The sequence below is a fragment of the Pseudomonas sp. Sample_24 genome (assembly GCF_004307605.1).
GTDB lineage: Bacteria > Pseudomonadota > Gammaproteobacteria > Pseudomonadales > Pseudomonadaceae > Aquipseudomonas.
Window position 1 is genome coordinate 18,413 of the sequence record NZ_RCNW01000217.1, and the last position, 20,425, is coordinate 38,837.

Here is a 20,425-nt window from a genome sequence, read left to right on the forward strand (position 1 = left end):
TCCCTTGCGTCGCACGACACATTCGTCTGACAGCGTATGACGCCTGACGCTGCTCCCGCAGGGCTGCATTTATCGTCAGCGAGCTATCCCGCCCTTAGTTGTTTTTCCCCGTCACCACCAAAGAAGTTGTCGCCTTTTGCAAGTCCAGTACGGGCAACTCCGTCGGCATGTTCAACCGACGCAAGACTGGAGAGTCATAACCATAGACGTCAGGCTTGAACGTCACTCGCCCATCGTTGCTCAAGTCCACCGTCCAGTAAGCCAGCAACACCGGCACCTTGACTGGCAGCTTGATGTTTTCGGTCTTGCCGTTGGCCAACTGCTTTTTAATACCTTCGCTGTTCCAGCGCACCGGATCGTTGAACAGCAATTCGACCAGTTGCAACGGATTCTCCACCCGAATACAGCCGGAACTGGTAGCGCGCATGGACTTGGCAAACAACTCGCGGTGCGGCGTGTCATGCAAATAAATGGCGTAATCGTTGGGGAAGCGAATCACCACCTGGCCCAAGGAATTTTCCGGACCAGCATCCTGACGCAAGGTGATGCCGCGTGCGTTGTACCAATCGATGCCCGACGGATCGAGTACATTGCCTTCCCGGTCAAGCGCTCTGATTCGGTTCGCGGCCAGATAGCCAGGATTCTGTTGAATCTTGGGCAGCATATCCTTGACCAGAATCGTTGGTGGCACGGTCCACGTGGGGTTGAACGTGACATAGGTTATTTCTGACTGGAACACCGGCGTGCTGCGAAATGGCTTGCCGACCTGCACCCGGGAGCGCCAGATCGGTTGACCATCGCGATACAGCGCGACCTTGTAACCGGCAATATCAACGACGACAAAAGTACCCTGGAGTTTGTACAGCAACCACCGCGCCCGCTCCATGTTCACCCGGACCTGATCGATCCGCGCTTCCACAGGCACGTTCAACGCCGCCAAAGTGGCCGCCCCTGCTACGCCATCCGCGCCCAGATACTGCTCAATTTGATACTTCTTCACTGCTGCGATGACTTTGTCGTCGTAATCAGTGCGTTTTCCGTTGTGCGGCTCCAGATAGCCACCCGCCGCCAATCGGGAACGCAATTGCATCACCGCCACGCCGTCCATACCAGGTTTGAGAGATTGCCCTTCAGTCACTTTTGGCCAGCCGCCGGAATCCCTGACCTGGCGCAACTGCGCCAAGGCCACCCGCATGCTGCGATAAACCGCCTCTTGCGGTGGCGCTTGAGCAAATGCGCGTGCCACATCGTGATCGTTCAGGGCGGTGAAGAAACTATTCACATCCTCACGGGGATCAACCCCAACCGGGTCGAAGTTCCAGTGAAAATCCAGCCGCGCCGGATCGACCTTGCCACGACGCAACTGGAGCAGCGCGGTGATGTAAGTGCGGGTAGCCGCAAGATCAAAAGCGGCCGACTGGGCCGGTGTCGGTGCGGTAGTCTGGATCGCCAGTTGCGCCTGAGCCAACTCCGCTACATGGAAATCCGTCGGGACCAAGCCATCGATTTCTGTTTCGTTCAGGCTCTTGAGCAATTGGGAGAAGTCACGGCCGTCAGTCCAGGCGGCACGGAAGTTGCGATGGGAATAAAAATCCATCACTACACGGCCGACATCCAATCGCTGATGCTTGCGTGAAGTGAGCAGCGGCGGGAATGAAGATTGCAGTGGTTCCAGCGCTGCCTGGATCGACTGACCGACGACATCGTCGGGCGCGGCGGCCAGCGGACCGGTTGGCGGAGTTACCGGCATGATCGGCGAAGTTTCTGCCAACGCAGTGCCGCTGATCAGAAAGACCATAAAAAGTGCACGGCTTATGACGAATAACCTTGTTAATTGACCCATGGATAATCCTTAATCTCCCGTAATCAAAGGGCTAGCGTCCAACTCGCTGCTAGACTCGAAATATTCCTGATGAGACATTTTTATGACGCTACACCGCTTTGGCTTTCTATACACAGCGCTGCTGTTGACGTCGGCTTACCTTCCAACAGCCTACGCCGATTCGCTTGAAGTCGCGCTGGCCAAAGCTGCTCCAAATGCCAATGCCAAGGTCATTGCCCTGGCGGTCCGTGCTACCCAATGCACTCGCGCCCAAGGCGCAGCTGCGGCACAGAGACTAGCAGTGATCGATTACTCCCTGCCTTCGACCGAACAACGTCTGTGGGTGTTCGATCTGAAAAAGCGCAAATTGCTGTTCCACGAGCTTGTCGCCCATGGCCGCAACAGCGGCGAAAACATGGCCACCCAGTTTTCCAACCAGAACGAAAGCTTCGCCACCAGCCTCGGCCTGTTCCGTACCCAGGAAAGTTATCGCGGCCAGAACGGCTATTCATTGCGCATGGAAGGCCTGGAACCAGGGTTCAACGATAACGCCTATGACCGGGCAATCGTCATTCATGGCGCGCCGTACGTCAGTCCAGTCCTGGCAAGGGCGAACGGCCGGATTGGCAGAAGCCTCGGTTGCCCGGCAGTTCGGCCGGCGATTGCTCATCGGTTGATCGACTCGATGAAAGACGGGCAACTGCTGTTTTCCTACTACCCGGATCAGCGCTGGCTGAAGTCGTCTTCTTACATTAACTGCGGCGGCGGCACTGTGGCCTCGTCCGACAAACCTACCAAGCGCCAGTAATCAACACCTACCTGACAAAACTGTAATCTTCGCCTCAGCCAGCTGAAAGGCACCGTCCGTTAGCCTCGTAGATATGTTCACCAGGCTGACGGACGGGACAATCGGCATGCACTCCAACACTTCACGACGCACCTTCGTCAAAGGACTTGCCGCAGGCGGACTGCTGGGCGGTCTTGGATTATGGCGCCCGCCCGTCTGGGCGATCACCAGCCCCGGTGAACCGCAAGTGCTGACCGGCAGCGATTTCGAGCTATTGATCGGTGAAACCCCGGTCAACTTCACCGGCAATCCGCGCACTGCGATGACAATCAACGGCAGCCTTCCCGGCCCTCTCCTGCGCTGGCGCGAAGGCGATACGGTTACCTTGCGGGTGAAGAACGCACTCAAGGACAGCACTTCCATTCACTGGCATGGCATTTTATTGCCAGCCAACATGGACGGCGTACCGGGGCTGAGTTTCAAGGGTATCGACCCCGGCGGGCTGTATGTCTACCAATTTAAAGTCCGGCAAAACGGCACCTACTGGTACCACAGTCATTCGGGATTGCAGGAGCAATCCGGCGTCTACGGCCCGTTGGTGATCGACGCCAGGGAACCGGAACCTTTCCAGTACGACCGCGATTACGTGGTGATGCTCACCGATTGGACCGACGAAGACCCGGCCAGTCTGATGAAGACACTGAAAAAGCAATCCGACTACTACAACTACCACAAGCGCACCGTGGGCGATTTCATCGACGACGTCAGCACCAACGGTTGGGGCGCGACCGTTGCCGATCGCAAGATGTGGGCTGAAATGAAGATGAATCCCACCGACCTGGCCGACGTCAGCGGCGCCACTTACACCTACTTGATGAACGGACAGGCGCCGGACGGAAATTGGACCGGTGTGTTCCGTCCCGGGGAAAAACTGCGGCTGCGCTTCATCAACGGCTCGGCCATGAGTTACTTCGACGTGCGCATTCCTGGCCTGAAAATGACCGTTGTCGCGGCCGATGGCCTGCATGTCAAACCCGTGACCGTCGACGAATTTCGCATCGCCGTGGCGGAGACCTTCGACGTGATCGTCGAGCCGATTGATGCCGTCCATACCGTGTTCGCTCAATCGATGGACCGCACCGGCTACGCCCGCGGCAGCCTTGCGATCAAGCCTGGCCTGTCCGCGCCGGTGCCACCGCTGGATCCGCGCCCCTTGGTCAGCATGGAGGACATGGGTATGGGCGGGATGGATCACGGCAGCATGGCCGGCATGGACCACAGCCAGATGGCCATGCCCGGGATGCAGTCTCATCCCGACTCGGAAAACGACAACCCGCTGGTGGACATGCAAGCCATGTCCACCTCACCCAAACTCCACGACCCCGGCCTGGGCCTGCGCAACAACGGCCGCCGGGTCCTGACCTACGCCGACCTGCGCAGTACCTTCGAAGACCCCGACGGCCGCGATCCCGGACGCACGATCGAATTGCATCTCACCGGACACATGGAGAAGTTTTCCTGGTCATTCAATGGCGTGAAATTCTCCGACGCCGAGCCCTTGCGGCTCAAGTATGGCGAGCGCATTCGCGTGGTGCTGGTCAACGACACCATGATGACTCACCCCATTCACCTGCACGGAATGTGGAGCGATCTCGAAGACGAGAACGGCGACTTCATGGTGCGTAAACACACCATCGACATGCCACCGGGTACACGCCGCAGCTACCGGGTAACCGCCGATGCGCTCGGGCGCTGGGCCTATCACTGCCATCTCCTGTTCCACATGGAAATGGGCATGTTCCGTGAAGTTCGCGTGGAAGAATGAGGTGCCAACCATGATCAGAATTTCCTCCATCGCCGCGGGCATCATCTGCGCTGGCCTGCCGCTTTCTCCGGTGATTGCCGCGACAGACGACATGCAGGGCATGGATCACAGCCAGATGAACTCCATGGACCATGGCGAGCTGCAAACCATGGACGAAGGCCAGATGCAACCAGCAGCCCCGACCGAAAGTCGTACGCCGATCCCGGCCCTGACCGACGCCGACCGTGCTGCCGTCTTCAGCAGCCATAGCGGCCATGCCATACATGACACCGCGCTGAATTCATTCTTCCTCGCCGACAAACTTGAATGGCAGGACGCCGACGACGGCAGCACCCTGGCCTGGGATTTGTCCGGCTGGATCGGCGGCGACATCGATCGTCTGTGGCTGCGCTCCGAAGGCGAACGCACCAACGGCAAGACCGAAGATGCTGAAATCCAGGCGCTGTGGGGCCACGCGATCAGTCCATGGTGGGACGTGGTCAGCGGTGTCCGCCAGGACTTCAAACCCGGCGCCCCGCAAACCTGGGCAGCGCTTGGTGTGCAAGGCATGGCGCTGTACAACTTCGAAGCCGAGGCCACGGCGTTCATCGGCGAAGGCGGTCAGAGCGCCGCGCGGCTGGAGGGCGACTACGACATCCTGCTGACCAACCGACTCATCCTGCAACCGACCGCAGAGCTCAACTTCTATGGCAAGAACGACCCGCAACGAGGAATTGGCTCCGGTCTGTCCAACAGCGAAGCGGGCCTGCGCCTGCGCTACGAAATTCGCCGGGAATTTGCGCCCTACATTGGCGTGACCTGGAACCGCACCTACGGCAAAACCGCCGATTACGCCGCAGCCGAAGGCGAGGACCGCAGCGAGGCGCGGCTGGTTCTCGGCGTGCGCCTGTGGTTCTGAACCCCTATACCAACAATCATAACCAGCCGCATTAAGCGGCAAGAGGCCTTGCATGCACATCATCAAAACCACCGCTGTCACTGTCTTGCTGTCAGCCGGGCTGCTGCTGAGCACTTTGGTTCTAGCCCATCCGAAGTTGCTGTCGTCCAGCCCCGCCGAAGGTGCCATCGGTGCGGCGCCGGGCATCATCGAACTGCACTTTTCGGAAAACCTGGTCAAACAGTTTTCCGGGGCAAAACTGGTCATGACCGAAATGCCCGGCATGGCCCACTCGCCCATGCCCATGAAAGCCAAAGTCAGTGGCGGCAGCGACCCGAAAACCATGCTCATTACTCCGCTGTCACCCCTGCCTGCCGGCACCTATAAAGTAGAGTGGCGCGCCGTATCGTCAGACACCCACCCGATCACCGGCAACGTTTCATTCAAAGTGAAGTGATAGATGAGCGACTCGGCCAACATCGTTCTGCGCTGTTTGTTGTACGTGGATTTGATGCTGCTGTTTGGCGTCGCGCTGTTCGGGTTGTACAGCCTCAGGGGGCCGGAACGGATTTCGGGGGCCGTGCTGCCATTTCGATCGCTATTGGCAGGGGCGGCGATTATCGGGGGGGCGCTATCCGTCATTGGCATGCTGCTGATGGTCAGCACCATGAGCGGGGAATCCAACCTTGGCGAACTGCGCCCGCACATTGAAATGATGGTGCTTGAAATGGACGCCGGGATGGCCTGGATGATTCGGATCACGGCGTTGTTCATCGCCACTTTAGCGATGTTGTTCAACACCCGCGCACCTGCCCCTGGCTTGTGGATGGCGGCTATTGCTGGTGCGATCGCCCTCGCCTCTGTGGCCTGGAGCGGACATGGCGCCATGGATGAAGGCATCTGGCATTTCACCGCAGACATTCTGCACTTGCTGGCCGCGGGTGCCTGGCTGGGCGCATTGGTCGCGTTTTTCTGGATGTCACGCAGCAACAGCCTGCAATCGGAAAACCACATCCGCCTGCTGGCTCGTGCCATCACCCGGTTTGAGCCCGTGGGGGCGCTGATTGTGATTGTCATCACCGTCACCGGCGTTGTGAACTACCTCTACATCGCCGGACCCAGCATCGACGAAGTACTCCTAAGCACCTACGGGGTTTTGCTGCTGATCAAAGTCGCATTGTTCGCCGGTATGCTCGTCCTGGCCGCGATTAACCGCTTTCACCTGGGACCGTTACTGCAACAATCATTGCGAGAGGGGCAGTATCGCGTAGCGGCGAATGCGCTTCGCTGCAGCGTGAGAGTGGAGCTCTTCGCAGCGGTGTTGATTGTGGGGTTGGTGGCGTGGCTCGGCACGTTGAGCCCGCAAGTGGGTGAGCTGTAACGTTCGCCCGTTTTTTGAGTCGCGCACAGTTTTCACTACACTCCCTCCTCCAAGTCACTCAATCAGAAAGCCCGATAACAATGAAAAACAACAAAAGCACATGGATGCTCGGTGGGCTGTTCGCCCTGTCGTTTGGTGTTCAGGCACAGCAAGTCCCTTCACATCTGGACAGCGTCATCCAACAAGGCCAACTGCGGGTTTGCACCACCGGCGATTACAAGCCCTATACCTTCAAAGCCGAGGACGGCGAATACTCCGGCATCGACATCGCCATGGCCCGCTCTCTCGCTGACAGCCTCGGCGTCAAGGTCGAGTGGGTGCAAACCACCTGGAAAACCCTGATGCCCGACATGCTCGCCGGCAAATGCGACATTGGCATGGGCGGCATCTCCGTCACCCTCGAACGGCAGAAAAAAGCCTTCTTCAGCACCACCCTCGACGTCGACGGCAAGATCCCGCTGGTGCGCTGTGAAAACCAGGCGAAGTACCAGACCATCGACCAGATCAACCAGCCATCGGTACGCCTGGTCGAACCGGCCGGCGGCACCAACGAAGCCTTCGTGCACGCCTTCCTGCCCAAGGCGCAACTGAAGTTGCACGATAACGTCACCATCTTTCAGGAGCTGCTGGACAACAAGGCCGACGTGATGATCACCGACACGTCCGAAGCGCTCTATCAACAAAAACTCAAACCGGGACTCTGCGCGGTGAACCCGACGCAGTACATGCAATATGGCGAGAAAGCCTACCTGTTGCCCCGGGATGACATCACCTGGAAATCCTATGTGGACCAGTGGCTGCATCTGGCCAAGGTAACGGGTAGTTACCAGAAAGTGCTGGGACAGTGGTTGGCAGTACCTGAAGGCAAATGACCATGTGCCTGTCCCTGTAAATTCTCCAGGCCGTGACAAACTGCGCGCTAGTGCACTTTGTCACGGCTTGTTAAATCCAGTTACATGCTTGAAACTTGGCCCGCACCGGTAGCAGTCCGGTCGCCTGCAAGACGCGTTGACAAGCGCACCGAATGATCTTTCGGTCGATGCCTCGACCGAGCAAAACCCTCAAAAAAGGACAGACAATGAGCAGCACGGATGAATTGCAAACCTACAACGCCAGTCCGAAATGGCAAGAAAGATTCGCTTTCTTCGATCAGCACGGAGCCCCCAAAAGCCCTGAGTTCAAATCGGCTTTCAAACAATTGCCGGCGCGCAAGCGTATTCTGATCAACCTGAACTTCATCGCTTTTTTCTTCGGGCCTATCTATCTTTTCGTGCTTGGACTGTGGAAAAAGAACCTGGCAATCATCGCGATTATCATCGCCATCTCCTTCGTCCTGACACTGATATTCACTCTGCTGGGTTACGACGAAGGACCCAAAGCCGTTAACACCGGCCTGAATGTCGTCTTTGCACTGATGTACGGGCTGAGCGCCAACTACGCCTACTACCTGAAACAGGTCAAAGGCTCACAAGGCTGGAATCCTTTTGAAGGCTTGAGAATCGTCTAAGCCTTATCCCGCGTGCAGAACGGCGGAAATCATTCCACCGTTCTGCATCGATCAATCGTCAGGTGCTCTCTCACTCTCCAGGTGAGGCAGAAGCAGCAGAGCGGGCCCTTCTCTCTGTATTCCGCATCGCCAATAAAGCGCTTGCTTCTCGAAATGGCGAGTCGTGGGATTCCCGCGCTGGTTGTGAGTTATCTATACACACTGATTGATCTGCCTGCGCCTGTGCCTCCAATAGCAGCTGCCGACGAAGCGAGGATTAAAATGCTTCCAGTTCAGTCCGCGTGATAATAAAGCTGTCCCCTTTTCTCCCTTCCTCAAACGCCCCGTTCATCGCTCACCCCGGTACGGTTCAGGGCTAGAGAAAACGCCCTCGCTCTGGCAGCGAATGAAAATATTACACGCGTCATATTTACAGCTGGAATTTATTATGCCCATAATCCCGCACAGACAGGGAGAGCCTCATGATTGCTTAATTTGCCGCTGCGACACGGCTGCGCAGCAGCACCCCGAGAGATTCCGACCATGAATTCAGACATCGATCCCAGGCCTTGCCCCGCTGTCACCTTGGTGTTGTTGCGCCTCGAATGTCAGTCCTTGAACCCCAACGGAGTTGGGTGCGCATCCTTCCATTACAGCCTTGGATAAAAATCATGAACCTTCCCAGCCGTTCCAGCGTATTGCTTGCACTCTTGATCGGGCTCTGCGCACTGGGTGAGATTTCCACCCAGATGCTGATTCCCAGCCTGCGCGACCTTGAAGCAGGGCTCGGCGCCGTGCCAGGTTCCTCCTTGACGGCATTATCGGTATTTGTTGCTGCCTTTGGTCTCGGCCAACTTTTCTTCGGCCCGCTGTCAGACCGCATCGGTCGTCGACCAATGCTGCTCGTCGGTGTTACCACTTACGTGCTCGCCTCTCTGTGGATGGCGTTTGCCCAAAGCATGCCCGAGTTCATTGCGGGCCGTGCGCTGCAGGGTTTGGGAGCCTGTGTTGCGCTGGTGGTAGCACGTAGCGTCGTGCGCGATGTCTGGAAGGAAAAAGCCGGCCCGGTCATGGCCATTACGGTGATTGGGATGCTCAGCGCGATTATGCTCTCACCGGTTCTAGGCGGGCTGATCGCCACCCATGCCGGTGGCTGGCGCGCGGTCTCGTTCGCAACCGTATTGTTTGGCGGTGCGGCTCTCGCGGGGTCACTATTTTTCAAGGAGACCAATCTGCAGCCCGACGCGCAGGCGGGAAGGCTGAAGACGCTGCTGGGTAACTACGCCTTGCTGCTCAAAGACTCATCCCTGCGAAGCTTCGCCATCGCCATCGCCTGCACCTACGGCGCAATGTTCAGCTTTATTGCCGGCTCTTCGCGCGTATTAGTCGGGCAACTCGGCTTGAGTCCAACCCAGTATGGCCTGGTTTTCGGCGGCATCGTTTCGGGGTTGATTGCCGGCGCGATCTTCACCAACCGCACCATCATGAAGTACGGTCCGGAAAAAATCGTCGCCATCGGTACAAGCCTGGTCGCGGTTGGCGCCGGTTCAGGGCTGGTACTGCATGAACTCATCGGCCCGTCAGTGGCCGGCCTGATGCTGCCGCAGATGCTGTTGACGCTGGGTTCGGGCATGGTCTTGCCGGGTTCGGTTGCTGGCGCAGTGATTCCTAATCCGACTCGCGCCGGGCTGGCGGCGGGCTTTATCGGTTTTTCCCAGATGGCCGGCGCGACTGTTTCTGGCTTGCTGCTGAGCCATCTGCAGGACAATACAGCCTTCCCGATGGTTGCTCTGAATACCGCATTCGCCGTGGCCGGCTTCCTTGTTTTCCGGATCATGCGTGCAAAAAAGGGGACTGCAAAAAAGGGGACTGCAAAAAAGGGGACAGATCTATTTTCCAACGCCAAAACAAAATAGGCCTCACATGAAAAACGCCTGCTTAAATTCAAGGCGCGCTGTGCGCCTGGATTTGTGGGGCTTCCACACCCTTGTCGCTGATTTTGCAGCGACGGGGTGAACAGAAGATCAGCAATATGGTGTGGATTCAACCGGCGCTAGACACGTCCAAGCCCTATTAGCCCAATCCTGATAAACTCCCCGATCTCCCAGCCTCACCGACTCCAGATCTCCATGTCCGTAAACACTGCTGCACCCGCCCCGCTTTCCCGCCGCTTCAGCGTGGCACCGATGATGGATTGGACTGACCGCCATTGCCGTTTTTTCCTGCGCTTGTTGTCGAAAAATGCCCTGCTCTACACCGAAATGGTCACCACCGGTGCTTTGCTCAATGGTGATCACGAGCGTTTTCTGCGGCATGACGAAGCTGAGCACCCGCTCGCGTTGCAGTTGGGTGGCAGTGTTCCGCTGGATTTGGCGGCCTGTGCGCGGATGGCCCAGGAGCATGGTTACGATGAGGTGAATCTGAATGTCGGCTGCCCGAGTGATCGGGTGCAGAACAATATGATCGGCGCGTGCCTGATGGGTCATCCGCAATTGGTGGCCGATTGCGTGAAGGCGATGCGTGATGCGGTGTCGATTCCGGTAACGGTCAAGCATCGTATCGGCATCAACGGTCGCGACAGTTACGAACAACTGTGTGACTTCGTCGGTACGGTGCGGGATGCCGGTTGTACCAGTTTTACCGTGCATGCGCGGATTGCGATTCTCGAAGGTTTGTCGCCGAAGGAGAACCGTGACATTCCGCCGTTGCGTTACGACGTAGCGGCGCGGCTGAAAGCGGACTTTCCGCAGTTGGAGATTATTCTCAATGGTGGGATCAAGACGCTGGATGCCTGCCATGAACATTTGCAGACATTCGACGGTGTGATGCTGGGCCGCGAGGCGTATCACAACCCGTATCTGATGGCTGAGGTGGATCAGCAATTGTTCGGCAGCACAGCGCCGGTGATCACGCGTGCCGAAGCCTTGGCGCAGTTGCGCCCTTACATTGCTGCGCACATCGATGCGGGCGGCTCGATGCACCACATCACCCGACATGTGCTGGGTCTGGGCACCGGATTTCCCGGAGCACGCAAGTTTCGGCAGTTGTTGTCGGTGGACATTCACAAGACCAAGGAGCCCTTGGCACTGCTGGATCAAGCCGCTGGATTGCTTGAAGGGCGATAACCCCGGTGATAAAAACCAGGCGGTATGAACCGCCTGGTATTGCTGTCAGCCCACTGCTGCAGCCGCTGTCCAGTTAACCCAGCCGAATATCCAGGTTGCTAGAATCAGCAATCCAAAGGCGATCCGGTACCACGCAAATGCGGCATAACTGTGGTTCGCAATGAACTTGAGCAGGCCGCGCACAGCGATCATCGCGAAAAAGAATGCGGTTACAAAACCCAGGGCGAAAACCGGCAGATCGCTGTTCTGGAACAGGTCGCGATACTTGTAACCCGAGTACACTGCGGCGCCGACCATGGTTGGCATCGCCAGGAAGAACGAGTATTCGGTAGCGGCCTTGCGTGACAGGCCAAACAGCAAGCCACCGATGATGGTCGATCCGGAGCGGGAAGTCCCCGGTACCATCGCCAGGCATTGTGCGAAACCCACCTTCAGCGCATCTGACCAGCGCATATCGTCCACGTGCTCGATCTGCACTACATGATCCCGTTGTTCAGCCCACAACATGACAATGCCACCCACGACCAATGCGACAGCCACGGTTATCGGATTGAACAGGTATTCATGGATCTTGTCGGCGAACAACACACCCAGAACAACTGCCGGAAGGAAACCGATCAGCAGGTTGAGGGTGAAGCGTTGTGCATTGCGCTGGGTCGGCAAGCCTTTGACGATATCGAAAATCCTGGGACGAAACTCCCAGACAACGGCAAGAATGGCACCCAGCTGAATAATGATATTGAAGGCCATGGCGCGCTCACCGCCAAACTCCAATAAATCTGCAACAATAATCTGATGCCCCGTACTGGATATGGGCAAAAACTCCGTAAGGCCTTCTACCGCACCTAAAACCAACACCTTTAAAAGGGTCAAGAACTCCATTATTCCTCCGTCAGACCGCCCTGGTAGCGCGCCCCGTTAACTACTTTTCAGGTATTGAGCAACTGGACCAAACGTAACTGGCAAATTGACAGCCTTTACCCGACCCAGCGACGGAGAATAGGTCTTATCAAACAACACACTCAAGGCTTGTTAATAATCGTCCGACTGAATAATTAATCGAAAATGGATTTCGACATTGAGCTCGTAGCGCGCTCGCTCTCAATAAAACGTGACCCACCGCACACTATTTATATTTCTGCACAAAAGGACTAAATTCTGTAAATCACGAACTCAGCGTACAAACAGTGGCAAAAAGACATTAAAAAACCATCGCCAGAGACTCAAAGTAATGGCACAATTCCATATTGCCACCATCTAACGATGGATTTTCACTAGTTCACCCCGCCGAGAAAATCAACTAAAAGCTTGAAAAGCTTAATTATTGTTAGAAAACTCGAGAGCCACGTCTAAAATTCGCTTGAATGTTACCAATTGTCAGTCACAGATGAGAACCGGTGCTTTAACATCCCGATGTCAGCACCTATTCGAGTCAATGCATGATGCTTACAGGGAACTTAGCGACTAGAAGCCTGCGCCAGACAAACGACGAACCCGGTGTTCTCACGCTGGGTCGAACGCGTGGCGTGGCTGAACATTTTAGAGCGCTAATCGCAAGGCATGTGCAGGCCGATATGGCACTGGATGCCAGTTCGTACACACTTTCGTATAAGAAAAACGAGTACTTAGGTTCGTATCGAGCCATCTTCATCATCATCGATAGCCCCCAGGCTCTCGAGGAAAGCCTTGCGCTGGTGGAAAGCCTGCGCACTACCCATTTGAAACCGATCATATGTGCGGTCATCACAGGCCGCGGCACCTTCAACAAGATGAAATATTATCTTGCCGGGGCCGACTTTTGTCTCAAGTTCAATACCCTGTCTGAAGAAAGTGCCGAGTTACTTGCCGATTTTTTCAGCAGTGAGGAATGGCAAAGGGATATCAATCTGATATTGGACCCCACCCGCATCTGCTTATTGGGCTCCGACAAAAAACTGGATATTTCATTTGCAGAAATGAAGATTCTGGAAGCATTTGCGCAAACCAGTAACCACATACTAAGTCACGATGAAATCGCCGGCATCATGGGTCTGAATACCAATTTCTACGACCCCAGAGCACTGGAAAAATCAATCAGTCGCTTGCGCGGAAAAATCAAAGACGTGTACGGTACAAACGCCATCCAGAGCATTCGGGGGTACGGCTACCGCCTGATGAGAGGGTTGATATCGACTGTCTGAGCCAGCAATTCAAGGGCTTTTTGACATCATCTAAGGGAATGTTTTTTCAACTATACAAAGATATCGGTTTCATTGTTTGATTTGTATTTTATACTTCATGCCAATTTATCGACTCCATGACCGTGGCAACACTGAACCATAACAATAAGAAGTCATTCTATAGCAGATCGCGTGGAACCTATCGAGGGCCATTTTTGCGCCCAAACCCTGCCTTTTCGATTACTTCCGAGGGAGTCTCTACTCCCCTGCCGATCATTTTTTGCCAAATTTGGTGCGTACTTCAGGAGAGAGACATGGAAATTAGTACACCCCTCCCAAGAAAATATTTCGTCGTCGTAACCCACAGCACTACGTCGCAACGCGAATTGGAGAGCATTCTGTCCAGTGAGCGTTTCAACTCATTCGGAACCTCCCAGGCACAAATGTTTGTTGAAGGTGTTGCCTCGTCCTCTACTGCCCCGGTGCTGATGGAGTTCACTTACCCAAGCGTGACAAGGAAAAAAGTTGCGCAAAGTATCGAACACGATACGCAGAGAATATTGGCCACCCTTGAATCTGAATGGCTGGCAGCGCAATCGGAAAATCCTTTTCACGGCAAGCCGGCAATGATTGCGGAAGCCAGTAACACCGCACAAGCGATAGAAGGTCACGCACCTTGCAGCGAAGTCTGGCAACTCGACGATGATCAGGGCGCGCTGGTGAAAGCGGGTATCGAGATAAACCTGACCGGACTGGAAACTGCACTCGTCAGGAAAATGCTCAACCATGAAGAACGCGTTGTCAGTCGAGATGAGCTGATCCTCAGTATCGGCAGGGAACCGGAGCAATACCGCGGTCTGGAGATGTGCCTCAGTCGACTGCAAGATAAATTCAAAAGTGCCAGCAATGGTGAGCGGTTGTTTCGTGCGGTGAGAAACCGCGGCTACTGCCTGATCCAGGAAGTGGTGTGCTGAACGCCTGATCCGGACAAACAACACAAACATCAACAGTGCGACAACAACAATAAAAATAGCACTTTGTTTGTTTTCCCCGCTTGAAAACTCTATTCAAACCCGCCTGCCTCCACCCCTCCTACAATACCCAATACAACATCAAATATTCACCCCCTGCTGATCGACCATTTCTAACGTTCGACTATTTGCTTTTAATACAAGTTGGCACTTTGCCACCTTGTTAGAACTCGTCAGACAGCATCCCCACCGATAACTTAGTCTATTGACTGACGACAGTTCCGCATATCGGCGTTGTTACCTCAGGACCCTCGCTACAACAACAATAACAAGTCTATTAACAACTCGGATTTCAACTGTCGAAACCTGAATGGACGTCTTTTGGGGATATTCGTATGGATCTTTCTCTTCGTATCAATCGAAACACCGGCCTCAAGGGACTAACCTTTTGGGGCCAATGGGCATTGGCACAGGGCTTTGTTGTTTCACTGCTGTTCATACTTGCTGAGCGACATACTGGCTCGGTCGAGTTCTACTACCGAATGTGCGCAACGCTGGCGGTACTTGCCTCGGTTCCGGCTTACACGTTCAGCGGTGTATATCGAAAAAGAGACAACTACCTGACAGGGCTGGGACGCCTGTTCATGGGCTGGTCCATGACCATGGCTGCGCTGGCCTGCATTGCATTCATCTGCAAAGCCGATGCGCTGTTTTCACGGGAAGTGATTCTTGGCTGGGCAGTGTACGGTTTCCTCGGCCAGGCATTGCTGTATGCGCCCCTGCATGCGTTTTCGAAGTACTACCAGCGTTCGCGCAAAAGCGAGCACAAGACCCTGATCGTCGGCACTGGCGAACTGGCACTGGGGCTGGCAAACAAGCTGAGTCTTCTGGAAAACCTGCCACTGGTGGGCTTGGTCAGCAACGGCAGCGTGCCATCGCTGGAGCCTGGCGCGCCGCGCGTCGTCGGTGCTCAAGAAGATCTGCTGGACCTGATCAAAGCCCATGACATTCGTCGCCTGTACATCACCCTGCCCTTGTCCGAAGCTGCCAAAATCGAAGCCATGTACCTCGATTTGCTCGGTGCCAACGTTGACGTGGTCTGGGTCCCGGACTTGAACAGTCTGACGCTGCTCAATCACTCGGTGAAGGTCGTGGACGGTCTGCCGGCGATTTACCTGAACGAAAGCCCGCTGACCAGCCGGCCGACCGCTGCACTGAGCAAAAGCCTGGTGGAAAAAAGCGTGGCGCTGCTGGCCATCATCCTGTTGAGCCCGGTTTTGCTGGTCATCGCACTGGCCGTGAAACTCAACTCGCCCGGCCCGGTGTTCTTCAAGCAAGACCGACATGGCTGGAACGGCAAGGTGATTCAGGTCTGGAAGTTCCGCTCGATGCGCGTCCACGATGACAAAGAGGTCAAGCAGGCCAGCCGCAACGACTCGCGTATCACCGCCGTTGGCCGCTTCATCCGCCGCACTTCGCTGGATGAACTGCCGCAACTCTTCAATGTGCTGCAAGGGCATATGGCGTTGGTGGGTCCACGGCCGCACGCCGTCGCGCACAACAACTACTACTCCGGGAAAATCCTCGCTTACATGGCGCGCCATCGAATCAAACCGGGCATCACCGGCCTGGCGCAGATCAACGGTTGCCGCGGCGAGACCGATACCCTCGACAAGATGCAGAAGCGCGTCGAGATCGACCTCAAGTACATCAATAACTGGTCGTTGTGGCTGGACCTGAAGATCCTGGTGAAGACGCCGTTCACGTTGCTGTCGAAGGACATCTACTGATGGATTAGCGTTGCACAGCGCAACACCGCAAGGGGACGCAAGTCCCCTTTTTTGTGGGCGCAATTCGTGGAAGCGATGGCGTGGCAGGCAAGGTTGTGTCGACTGGGCTGACGTCATCGCCAGCAAGCTTGCTGCCACAGGGTATCGGGGGTGATTTGGGTATCGGGTACGGCAATGAGCAGTTTAGCAGCCAGCCTGCTGGCGATGGCGTCGGGTCAGTCAGCATTGAAGCTGGATGTTGCTGACGCCATCGCCAGCAGGCTCGCCCCTGCAGCTTCGAGGTACGAGCCAGGTGTTACTCAGTGATCTTCTCGAAGTTGCGATAGAACATGTCGTCGTCACGGCTGTCGGTCATGGAGTGCAACTGAAAGCTGCGATTGAGTCGTGCACCGCCGTCCCGGGTCAGTGGCGACCAGACGAGGTTGGCGCGACGCATGGTCGACATGCTCATCAGTTCGTCGAACGGGATCGAGAGATAGATGCCTTTGTCAAAGCTACCTTCGCCATATTCGGCGCCAGTAGCAGTCGTAATCGTTGCCCAGGCGCCAAATCGCACACCATTGGAAAACTCCTTCGAGATATCCAGCGTGCCGCCCCAGTCACCGGCCAGATAACGCCCGACACTGACTGCCGCGAGCGTATCGAACGGCAAGTCGGTGTAGCCGGTGATGTGCCCGGTGACGATCGAATAATCTCGCAGCCCAAAGCCCTGGTCGAATTCGCGCTGACGCACGTAGTTCAAGTCCGCGCCCAGCGACCAGCGCTCGCCGGTCGGGCGAAACAGCACCTCGCCACCTACCCCGGCGAACATTGATTCCAGATAGCCGCCGTAGACCATGCCGTACAAATCTTTGTCCAACTGTTCGGCGTGACTGACCTGGAACAACGGCATGGTCACTTCGGAAGTCGTCAGGTACTGGCGCAAGTCCGTGCGCACACGGGGCAAGTCGCTGGGAGCGTCATAGGTGAACTTGTCAAAGTTGTTCGCCAGATTGGCACTGAGCAAACCGCTCCACCAAGTGTTGCGGTTGAAGCGGTATTCTGCGTCCGCGTCGGCACTGAATTGATAGAGCAAGCCATCAGGACCGCCGACGTTCTGCTTGAAGCCCAGCCCGACGCCATAGCTGAATGGTTGAAGGGCTTCGGTGTAGAGGGTTTTTTCGTTGTGCGGCATCGCCGGGTTGATCTCGGTGGTGCGATGCAGCGATTGCAATGGCTCCTCGTTGTTGATCACCTCACGGAAGGTTTGCCGAGGCACGCTGGTCTCTTCCAGCGGCAGGTCGTAGCGCTTGTTCACCACGGTGAACCAGTCGATGTCGTCGTTGACGCTGTTGTCCAGAATCCGGCTCGCCCGGCCAACCGCTTTGGCGGAATGGAAATAACGCTGCTGTTCGCCATAGACGAACAATTCCGACCCGCGCTGGCTGATGCGCTCAACCTTGTAGCCGGCGTTTTGCTGCAGGCGCCTTGACACATCGGCCCAATCGACCTGCTGCATTTGCGTACTCGGCGCCTTCGCCGGTAGCGGTTCAGCCGGCGGATCGAAGGTCTTCGCCGGCGCCTTGCGGCTGACGAAATTGGTGTGGAAGGTGACGCCAAACATCGCGGTGTTGCCGCGCTCCCACGCAGCACTGACGTCGATCGAGTCGGTCAGTTTGAACACCGCACCGAGGTTGATCGGCGAATCCTGCTTGATTTCGTTGTCCTTGGGTTCGTGCTTGTAATCGTTGCCTTCGTATTCCAGTTTCAGACTGAGCCGATCCCATGGCGTCTGATAACTCACACCGCCGAACAAAGAAGGCTTGCCGCGAAAATACGACCCGGCGTTGACGTCGCCGGTACCTTCGCTGTCGGGCCGGGTATTGAAGCGGTCAGCGAGCTCGCCCAGCGGGTTATCGAAGTCGCCTCGATTGCCCAGGTAACCCCAGGCAATGCCGGCGCTGAAATCGAAATCGTCATAGCGTTTGTTGGCAACCACAAACTCACTGGAGAACAGACCGGTACCACCGATGTCTCGAAAGCCCAGCGCCACTTCCGGCGCCCAATGGCTCTCTTCCCACAGTCGGGCCTTGATATCGACCGCCTTGTCCTTATAGCTCTGGCTGCCACTCAGCGAGTCGGGGCCGTAAGGGCGGTTGGTGATGGCGGTATAGCGGAACGAACCTTCCAGCCATTCGAACGGCTGAAGCGACACGCTGTATCGGCTATAGGGATCGGTACGGTTGGCATTCACGCTCAACTCACCGGCCGGCAACATCCGCGCGGTCGGCGTTTGCAACAAACCAGCGCCACCAAAATCATTCTGAGTAATACGTGGTTCTGCATAAGCCAGACCACACGGCAATAACAATACGGCTGCAAAACGTAAATTCAACGAACCACCTCAGCCAGCTGCGTGGCAATGAATTCGGCCAACTGCTGATTCAGTTCAGGGACAGGCGGATCAAGGTCATCGTTTTTGACCGGCACCAGAATCTTGCTGCCGGCAACGGGAAAGTGCCCGCTCTCGCGATTCCAGTGCGCAATACCCACCCGCCGGACCACGCCGTCGGGCTGAATCAGCCATAGGTAATCGGCCTCGGCATCGTCCAGCGGCGTGCAACCTTGCAGATACTCGCGAGCCTCCAGTAACGGCTGATATGGCAAGTGGCAGGTTTCAGCGACAGCACCGAGCACTTCGACTTCATCGACACGTTTCGGGTAAATCAGGCGATCGCCATCGTCGAGACGAATGTTGCGCGCGAAGCCGACTTCCACTGCGACCGGATCCAGATTGGCGATCTGTCGCCCGGTGACCGGCATCTGCCGCACTTGCTCGGACAAACGCACTGCCAGCGCTGCACGGCCTGGTTTGTCGAAGAGCGAAGCCATGCGCTGCAAAACGTCCAGATCAAACAACACGCCCGCCTTGAGCCGAGCCTGCTCTTGCAGCAACGACTGACGCAACAACACACCCGCCAGCCAATAACCTTCGGCATTGGGCACGGCCACGTTGATCACATCGAGCAAACGCCCGCCTGCCGAGAGCTCGACCGGCCCGGGGTTGGCGACGTCACCGGTGACCGTGACAGCGGCCTGGCTCACGCTGGTGATCAACAGTAAACACGCCGATAGCGTTCTCAAGCGCTTCACGGGACATGCCTGCGGTTGGGGGTCAGCTGCACGATCCTGACGCGCAACTGCGCCGTCAGCTGTTGCTCGCTCTGCACAATGAAACCGTCGACGGGATCGACCCAATAACGATTGGTCGCCCGCAGACCGATGGCCGGGGCATCAATCTGCTCATCGACACGCAGCACGCTGTATTCCTTGTTGAGAATGGTCAGGGTGTCCATGGACTTTCGGGAGAAGCGGCTATTAACGATCACTCCCACTTCCTGGCCCTTGTAGAGATCGATCCAGCGCCGGGAGGTGTAGCCATCGGCGACTTGATGAAGGCCTTGCTTGAACGGTGAGGTGTCCGGCAGACGCGTGCCGTCCAGATCACCCTCCTGGCCCAGGCCAATGCTGCGCACGGCAAGACCATTGCGCAGCAGCAGCACTTGTTTGCCGGAGGCGACCCAGAACTGCAGGTCTTCACGCTCGCGCACCAGCGCCAATACCCCGGAGCCGGACGGCGTGGTCAGTTTGATCTGCGGATAGTTGACCTCGGCCACCTGGGCCGGGGTCACGTCCACCTCATCCGGTCCGATCACCGCCGATTTGAGGTTGTTCAACGAAGCGTTCATCAACGGGTTGCAGCCACACAACAACAGGGCCGCGCTCAGGCAGACGCCAACTTTCAACGTGTTCACTGTCGGCGACCTTATTTGCTGTTGTTACTGTATTCGCTCCAGTTCTTCGCAGCGGAAGCACCCGTACCGACAATCGACGCCGATGGCACCAATTGGCTGATGAAGCGGTTCCAGCGAGTCACGTTGGCAGGCCCGACATAGACAACGTCCTGAGGGCGCACTTCGAAGTGCGTGGCGAGCGCCATGGCGGTCGGCGATTGAGCGTTCAACTGGTAGATCTTCGCCGGCTCCACGTCGAGGTTTTCAACGCCGCGGATGACGTAGACCGCGTTGCCGTTGGAAGTGGTCTGACTCAAGCCGCCAACCGAGCCGAGGACATCGGACAGGTTCATGGTGGCGGTCTTGAAGCTCAACGCGCGCGGCTGGTTGACCTCGCCCATGACGTAGATGCGCTTGTTGTCGTTGTAC

The 20,425-nt window shown here is 56.4% G+C and carries 17 protein-coding genes and 1 pseudogene; 12 read left to right on the forward strand and 6 right to left on the reverse strand.

Translation table 11 applies throughout. The features are described from left to right. Positions 1–94: 94 nt before the first annotated feature. Complete coding sequence (locus tag D8V06_RS11370) at positions 95–1,843, reverse strand: L,D-transpeptidase family protein (RefSeq protein WP_130930982.1); 1,749 nt, start codon at positions 1,841–1,843, stop codon at positions 95–97. A gap of 82 nt (positions 1,844–1,925) precedes the next feature. On the opposite strand from D8V06_RS11370, the gene D8V06_RS11375 reads away from it, so the two are divergent. The 9 genes from D8V06_RS11375 (at position 1,926) to dusA (ending at position 11,303) form a co-directional block, all read left to right on the forward strand. Then, positions 1,926–2,630 carry a murein L,D-transpeptidase catalytic domain family protein gene (locus tag D8V06_RS11375; protein ID WP_056857071.1) on the forward strand — a complete coding sequence of 235 codons (705 nt, stop codon included), beginning with the start codon at positions 1,926–1,928 and terminating at the stop codon, positions 2,628–2,630. 106 nt (positions 2,631–2,736) lie between these two features. Then, on the forward strand, positions 2,737–4,434 hold the full coding sequence (locus D8V06_RS11380; RefSeq protein ID WP_130930983.1) for a copper resistance system multicopper oxidase: 1,698 nt from the start codon (positions 2,737–2,739) through the stop codon (positions 4,432–4,434). A 10-nt stretch (positions 4,435–4,444) separates the two neighbouring features. After that, positions 4,445–5,332, forward strand: coding sequence for a copper resistance protein B (locus tag D8V06_RS11385; protein ID WP_056857070.1), 888 nt, complete (start codon positions 4,445–4,447; stop codon positions 5,330–5,332). 52 nt (positions 5,333–5,384) lie between these two features. Further along, positions 5,385–5,768: a copper homeostasis periplasmic binding protein CopC gene (gene copC / locus D8V06_RS11390; protein WP_056857069.1), complete on the forward strand. Its 384-nt coding sequence runs from the start codon at positions 5,385–5,387 to the stop codon at positions 5,766–5,768. A gap of 3 nt (positions 5,769–5,771) precedes the next feature. Beyond that, complete coding sequence (gene copD / locus D8V06_RS11395; RefSeq protein WP_130930984.1) at positions 5,772–6,692, forward strand: copper homeostasis membrane protein CopD; 921 nt, start codon at positions 5,772–5,774, stop codon at positions 6,690–6,692. Between the two features lie 80 nt (positions 6,693–6,772). Beyond that, complete coding sequence (locus tag D8V06_RS11400; protein ID WP_130907228.1) at positions 6,773–7,564, forward strand: transporter substrate-binding domain-containing protein; 792 nt, start codon at positions 6,773–6,775, stop codon at positions 7,562–7,564. Positions 7,565–7,770: 206 nt separating this feature from the next. Next, positions 7,771–8,199 carry a DUF2628 domain-containing protein gene (locus tag D8V06_RS11405; protein WP_130907229.1) on the forward strand — a complete coding sequence of 143 codons (429 nt, stop codon included), beginning with the start codon at positions 7,771–7,773 and terminating at the stop codon, positions 8,197–8,199. A 650-nt stretch (positions 8,200–8,849) separates the two neighbouring features. Next, the gene (locus tag D8V06_RS11410) at positions 8,850–10,094 is read left to right on the forward strand and encodes a multidrug effflux MFS transporter (protein WP_130930985.1); all 1,245 of its coding nucleotides are present in this window, start codon (positions 8,850–8,852) and stop codon (positions 10,092–10,094) included. 213 nt (positions 10,095–10,307) lie between these two features. Further along, the gene (gene dusA, locus D8V06_RS11415; protein WP_130903738.1) at positions 10,308–11,303 is read left to right on the forward strand and encodes a tRNA dihydrouridine(20/20a) synthase DusA; all 996 of its coding nucleotides are present in this window, start codon (positions 10,308–10,310) and stop codon (positions 11,301–11,303) included. A 45-nt stretch (positions 11,304–11,348) separates the two neighbouring features. Here dusA and D8V06_RS11420 read toward each other — a convergent pair whose 3' ends face one another. After that, positions 11,349–12,185, reverse strand: coding sequence for an undecaprenyl-diphosphate phosphatase (locus D8V06_RS11420; protein WP_130930986.1), 837 nt, complete (start codon positions 12,183–12,185; stop codon positions 11,349–11,351). Between the two features lie 557 nt (positions 12,186–12,742). Here D8V06_RS11420 and D8V06_RS11425 point away from each other — a divergent pair. The 3 genes from D8V06_RS11425 (at position 12,743) to D8V06_RS11435 (ending at position 16,223) form a co-directional block, all read left to right on the forward strand. Next, positions 12,743–13,483, forward strand: coding sequence for a winged helix-turn-helix domain-containing protein (locus tag D8V06_RS11425; RefSeq protein ID WP_130930987.1), 741 nt, complete (start codon positions 12,743–12,745; stop codon positions 13,481–13,483). 293 nt (positions 13,484–13,776) lie between these two features. Then, complete coding sequence (locus tag D8V06_RS11430; protein ID WP_056857061.1) at positions 13,777–14,436, forward strand: helix-turn-helix domain-containing protein; 660 nt, start codon at positions 13,777–13,779, stop codon at positions 14,434–14,436. Between the two features lie 392 nt (positions 14,437–14,828). After that, positions 14,829–16,223, forward strand: coding sequence for an undecaprenyl-phosphate glucose phosphotransferase (locus D8V06_RS11435; RefSeq protein WP_056857060.1), 1,395 nt, complete (start codon positions 14,829–14,831; stop codon positions 16,221–16,223). Between the two features lie 295 nt (positions 16,224–16,518). Here D8V06_RS11435 and D8V06_RS11440 read toward each other — a convergent pair whose 3' ends face one another. The 4 genes and pseudogenes from D8V06_RS11440 to D8V06_RS11455 form a co-directional block, all read right to left on the reverse strand. After that, positions 16,519–18,597 carry a YjbH domain-containing protein gene (locus D8V06_RS11440; RefSeq protein WP_130930988.1) on the reverse strand — a complete coding sequence of 693 codons (2,079 nt, stop codon included), beginning with the start codon at positions 18,595–18,597 and terminating at the stop codon, positions 16,519–16,521. Beyond that, positions 18,594–19,355 (reverse strand): capsule biosynthesis GfcC family protein, encoded by a 762-nt coding sequence (locus tag D8V06_RS11445; protein ID WP_056857058.1) that lies wholly within the window; start codon positions 19,353–19,355, stop codon positions 18,594–18,596. Before D8V06_RS11445 ends, D8V06_RS11440 begins: the two co-directional genes overlap by 4 nt. Continuing rightward, positions 19,352–20,017, reverse strand: coding sequence for a YjbF family lipoprotein (locus D8V06_RS11450; protein WP_056857057.1), 666 nt, complete (start codon positions 20,015–20,017; stop codon positions 19,352–19,354). The genes D8V06_RS11445 and D8V06_RS11450 overlap by 4 nt, the downstream gene beginning before the upstream one ends. Positions 20,018–20,028: 11 nt before the next feature. Next, positions 20,029–20,425, reverse strand: a pseudogene (locus tag D8V06_RS11455) (capsular biosynthesis protein); the annotation flags it as partial.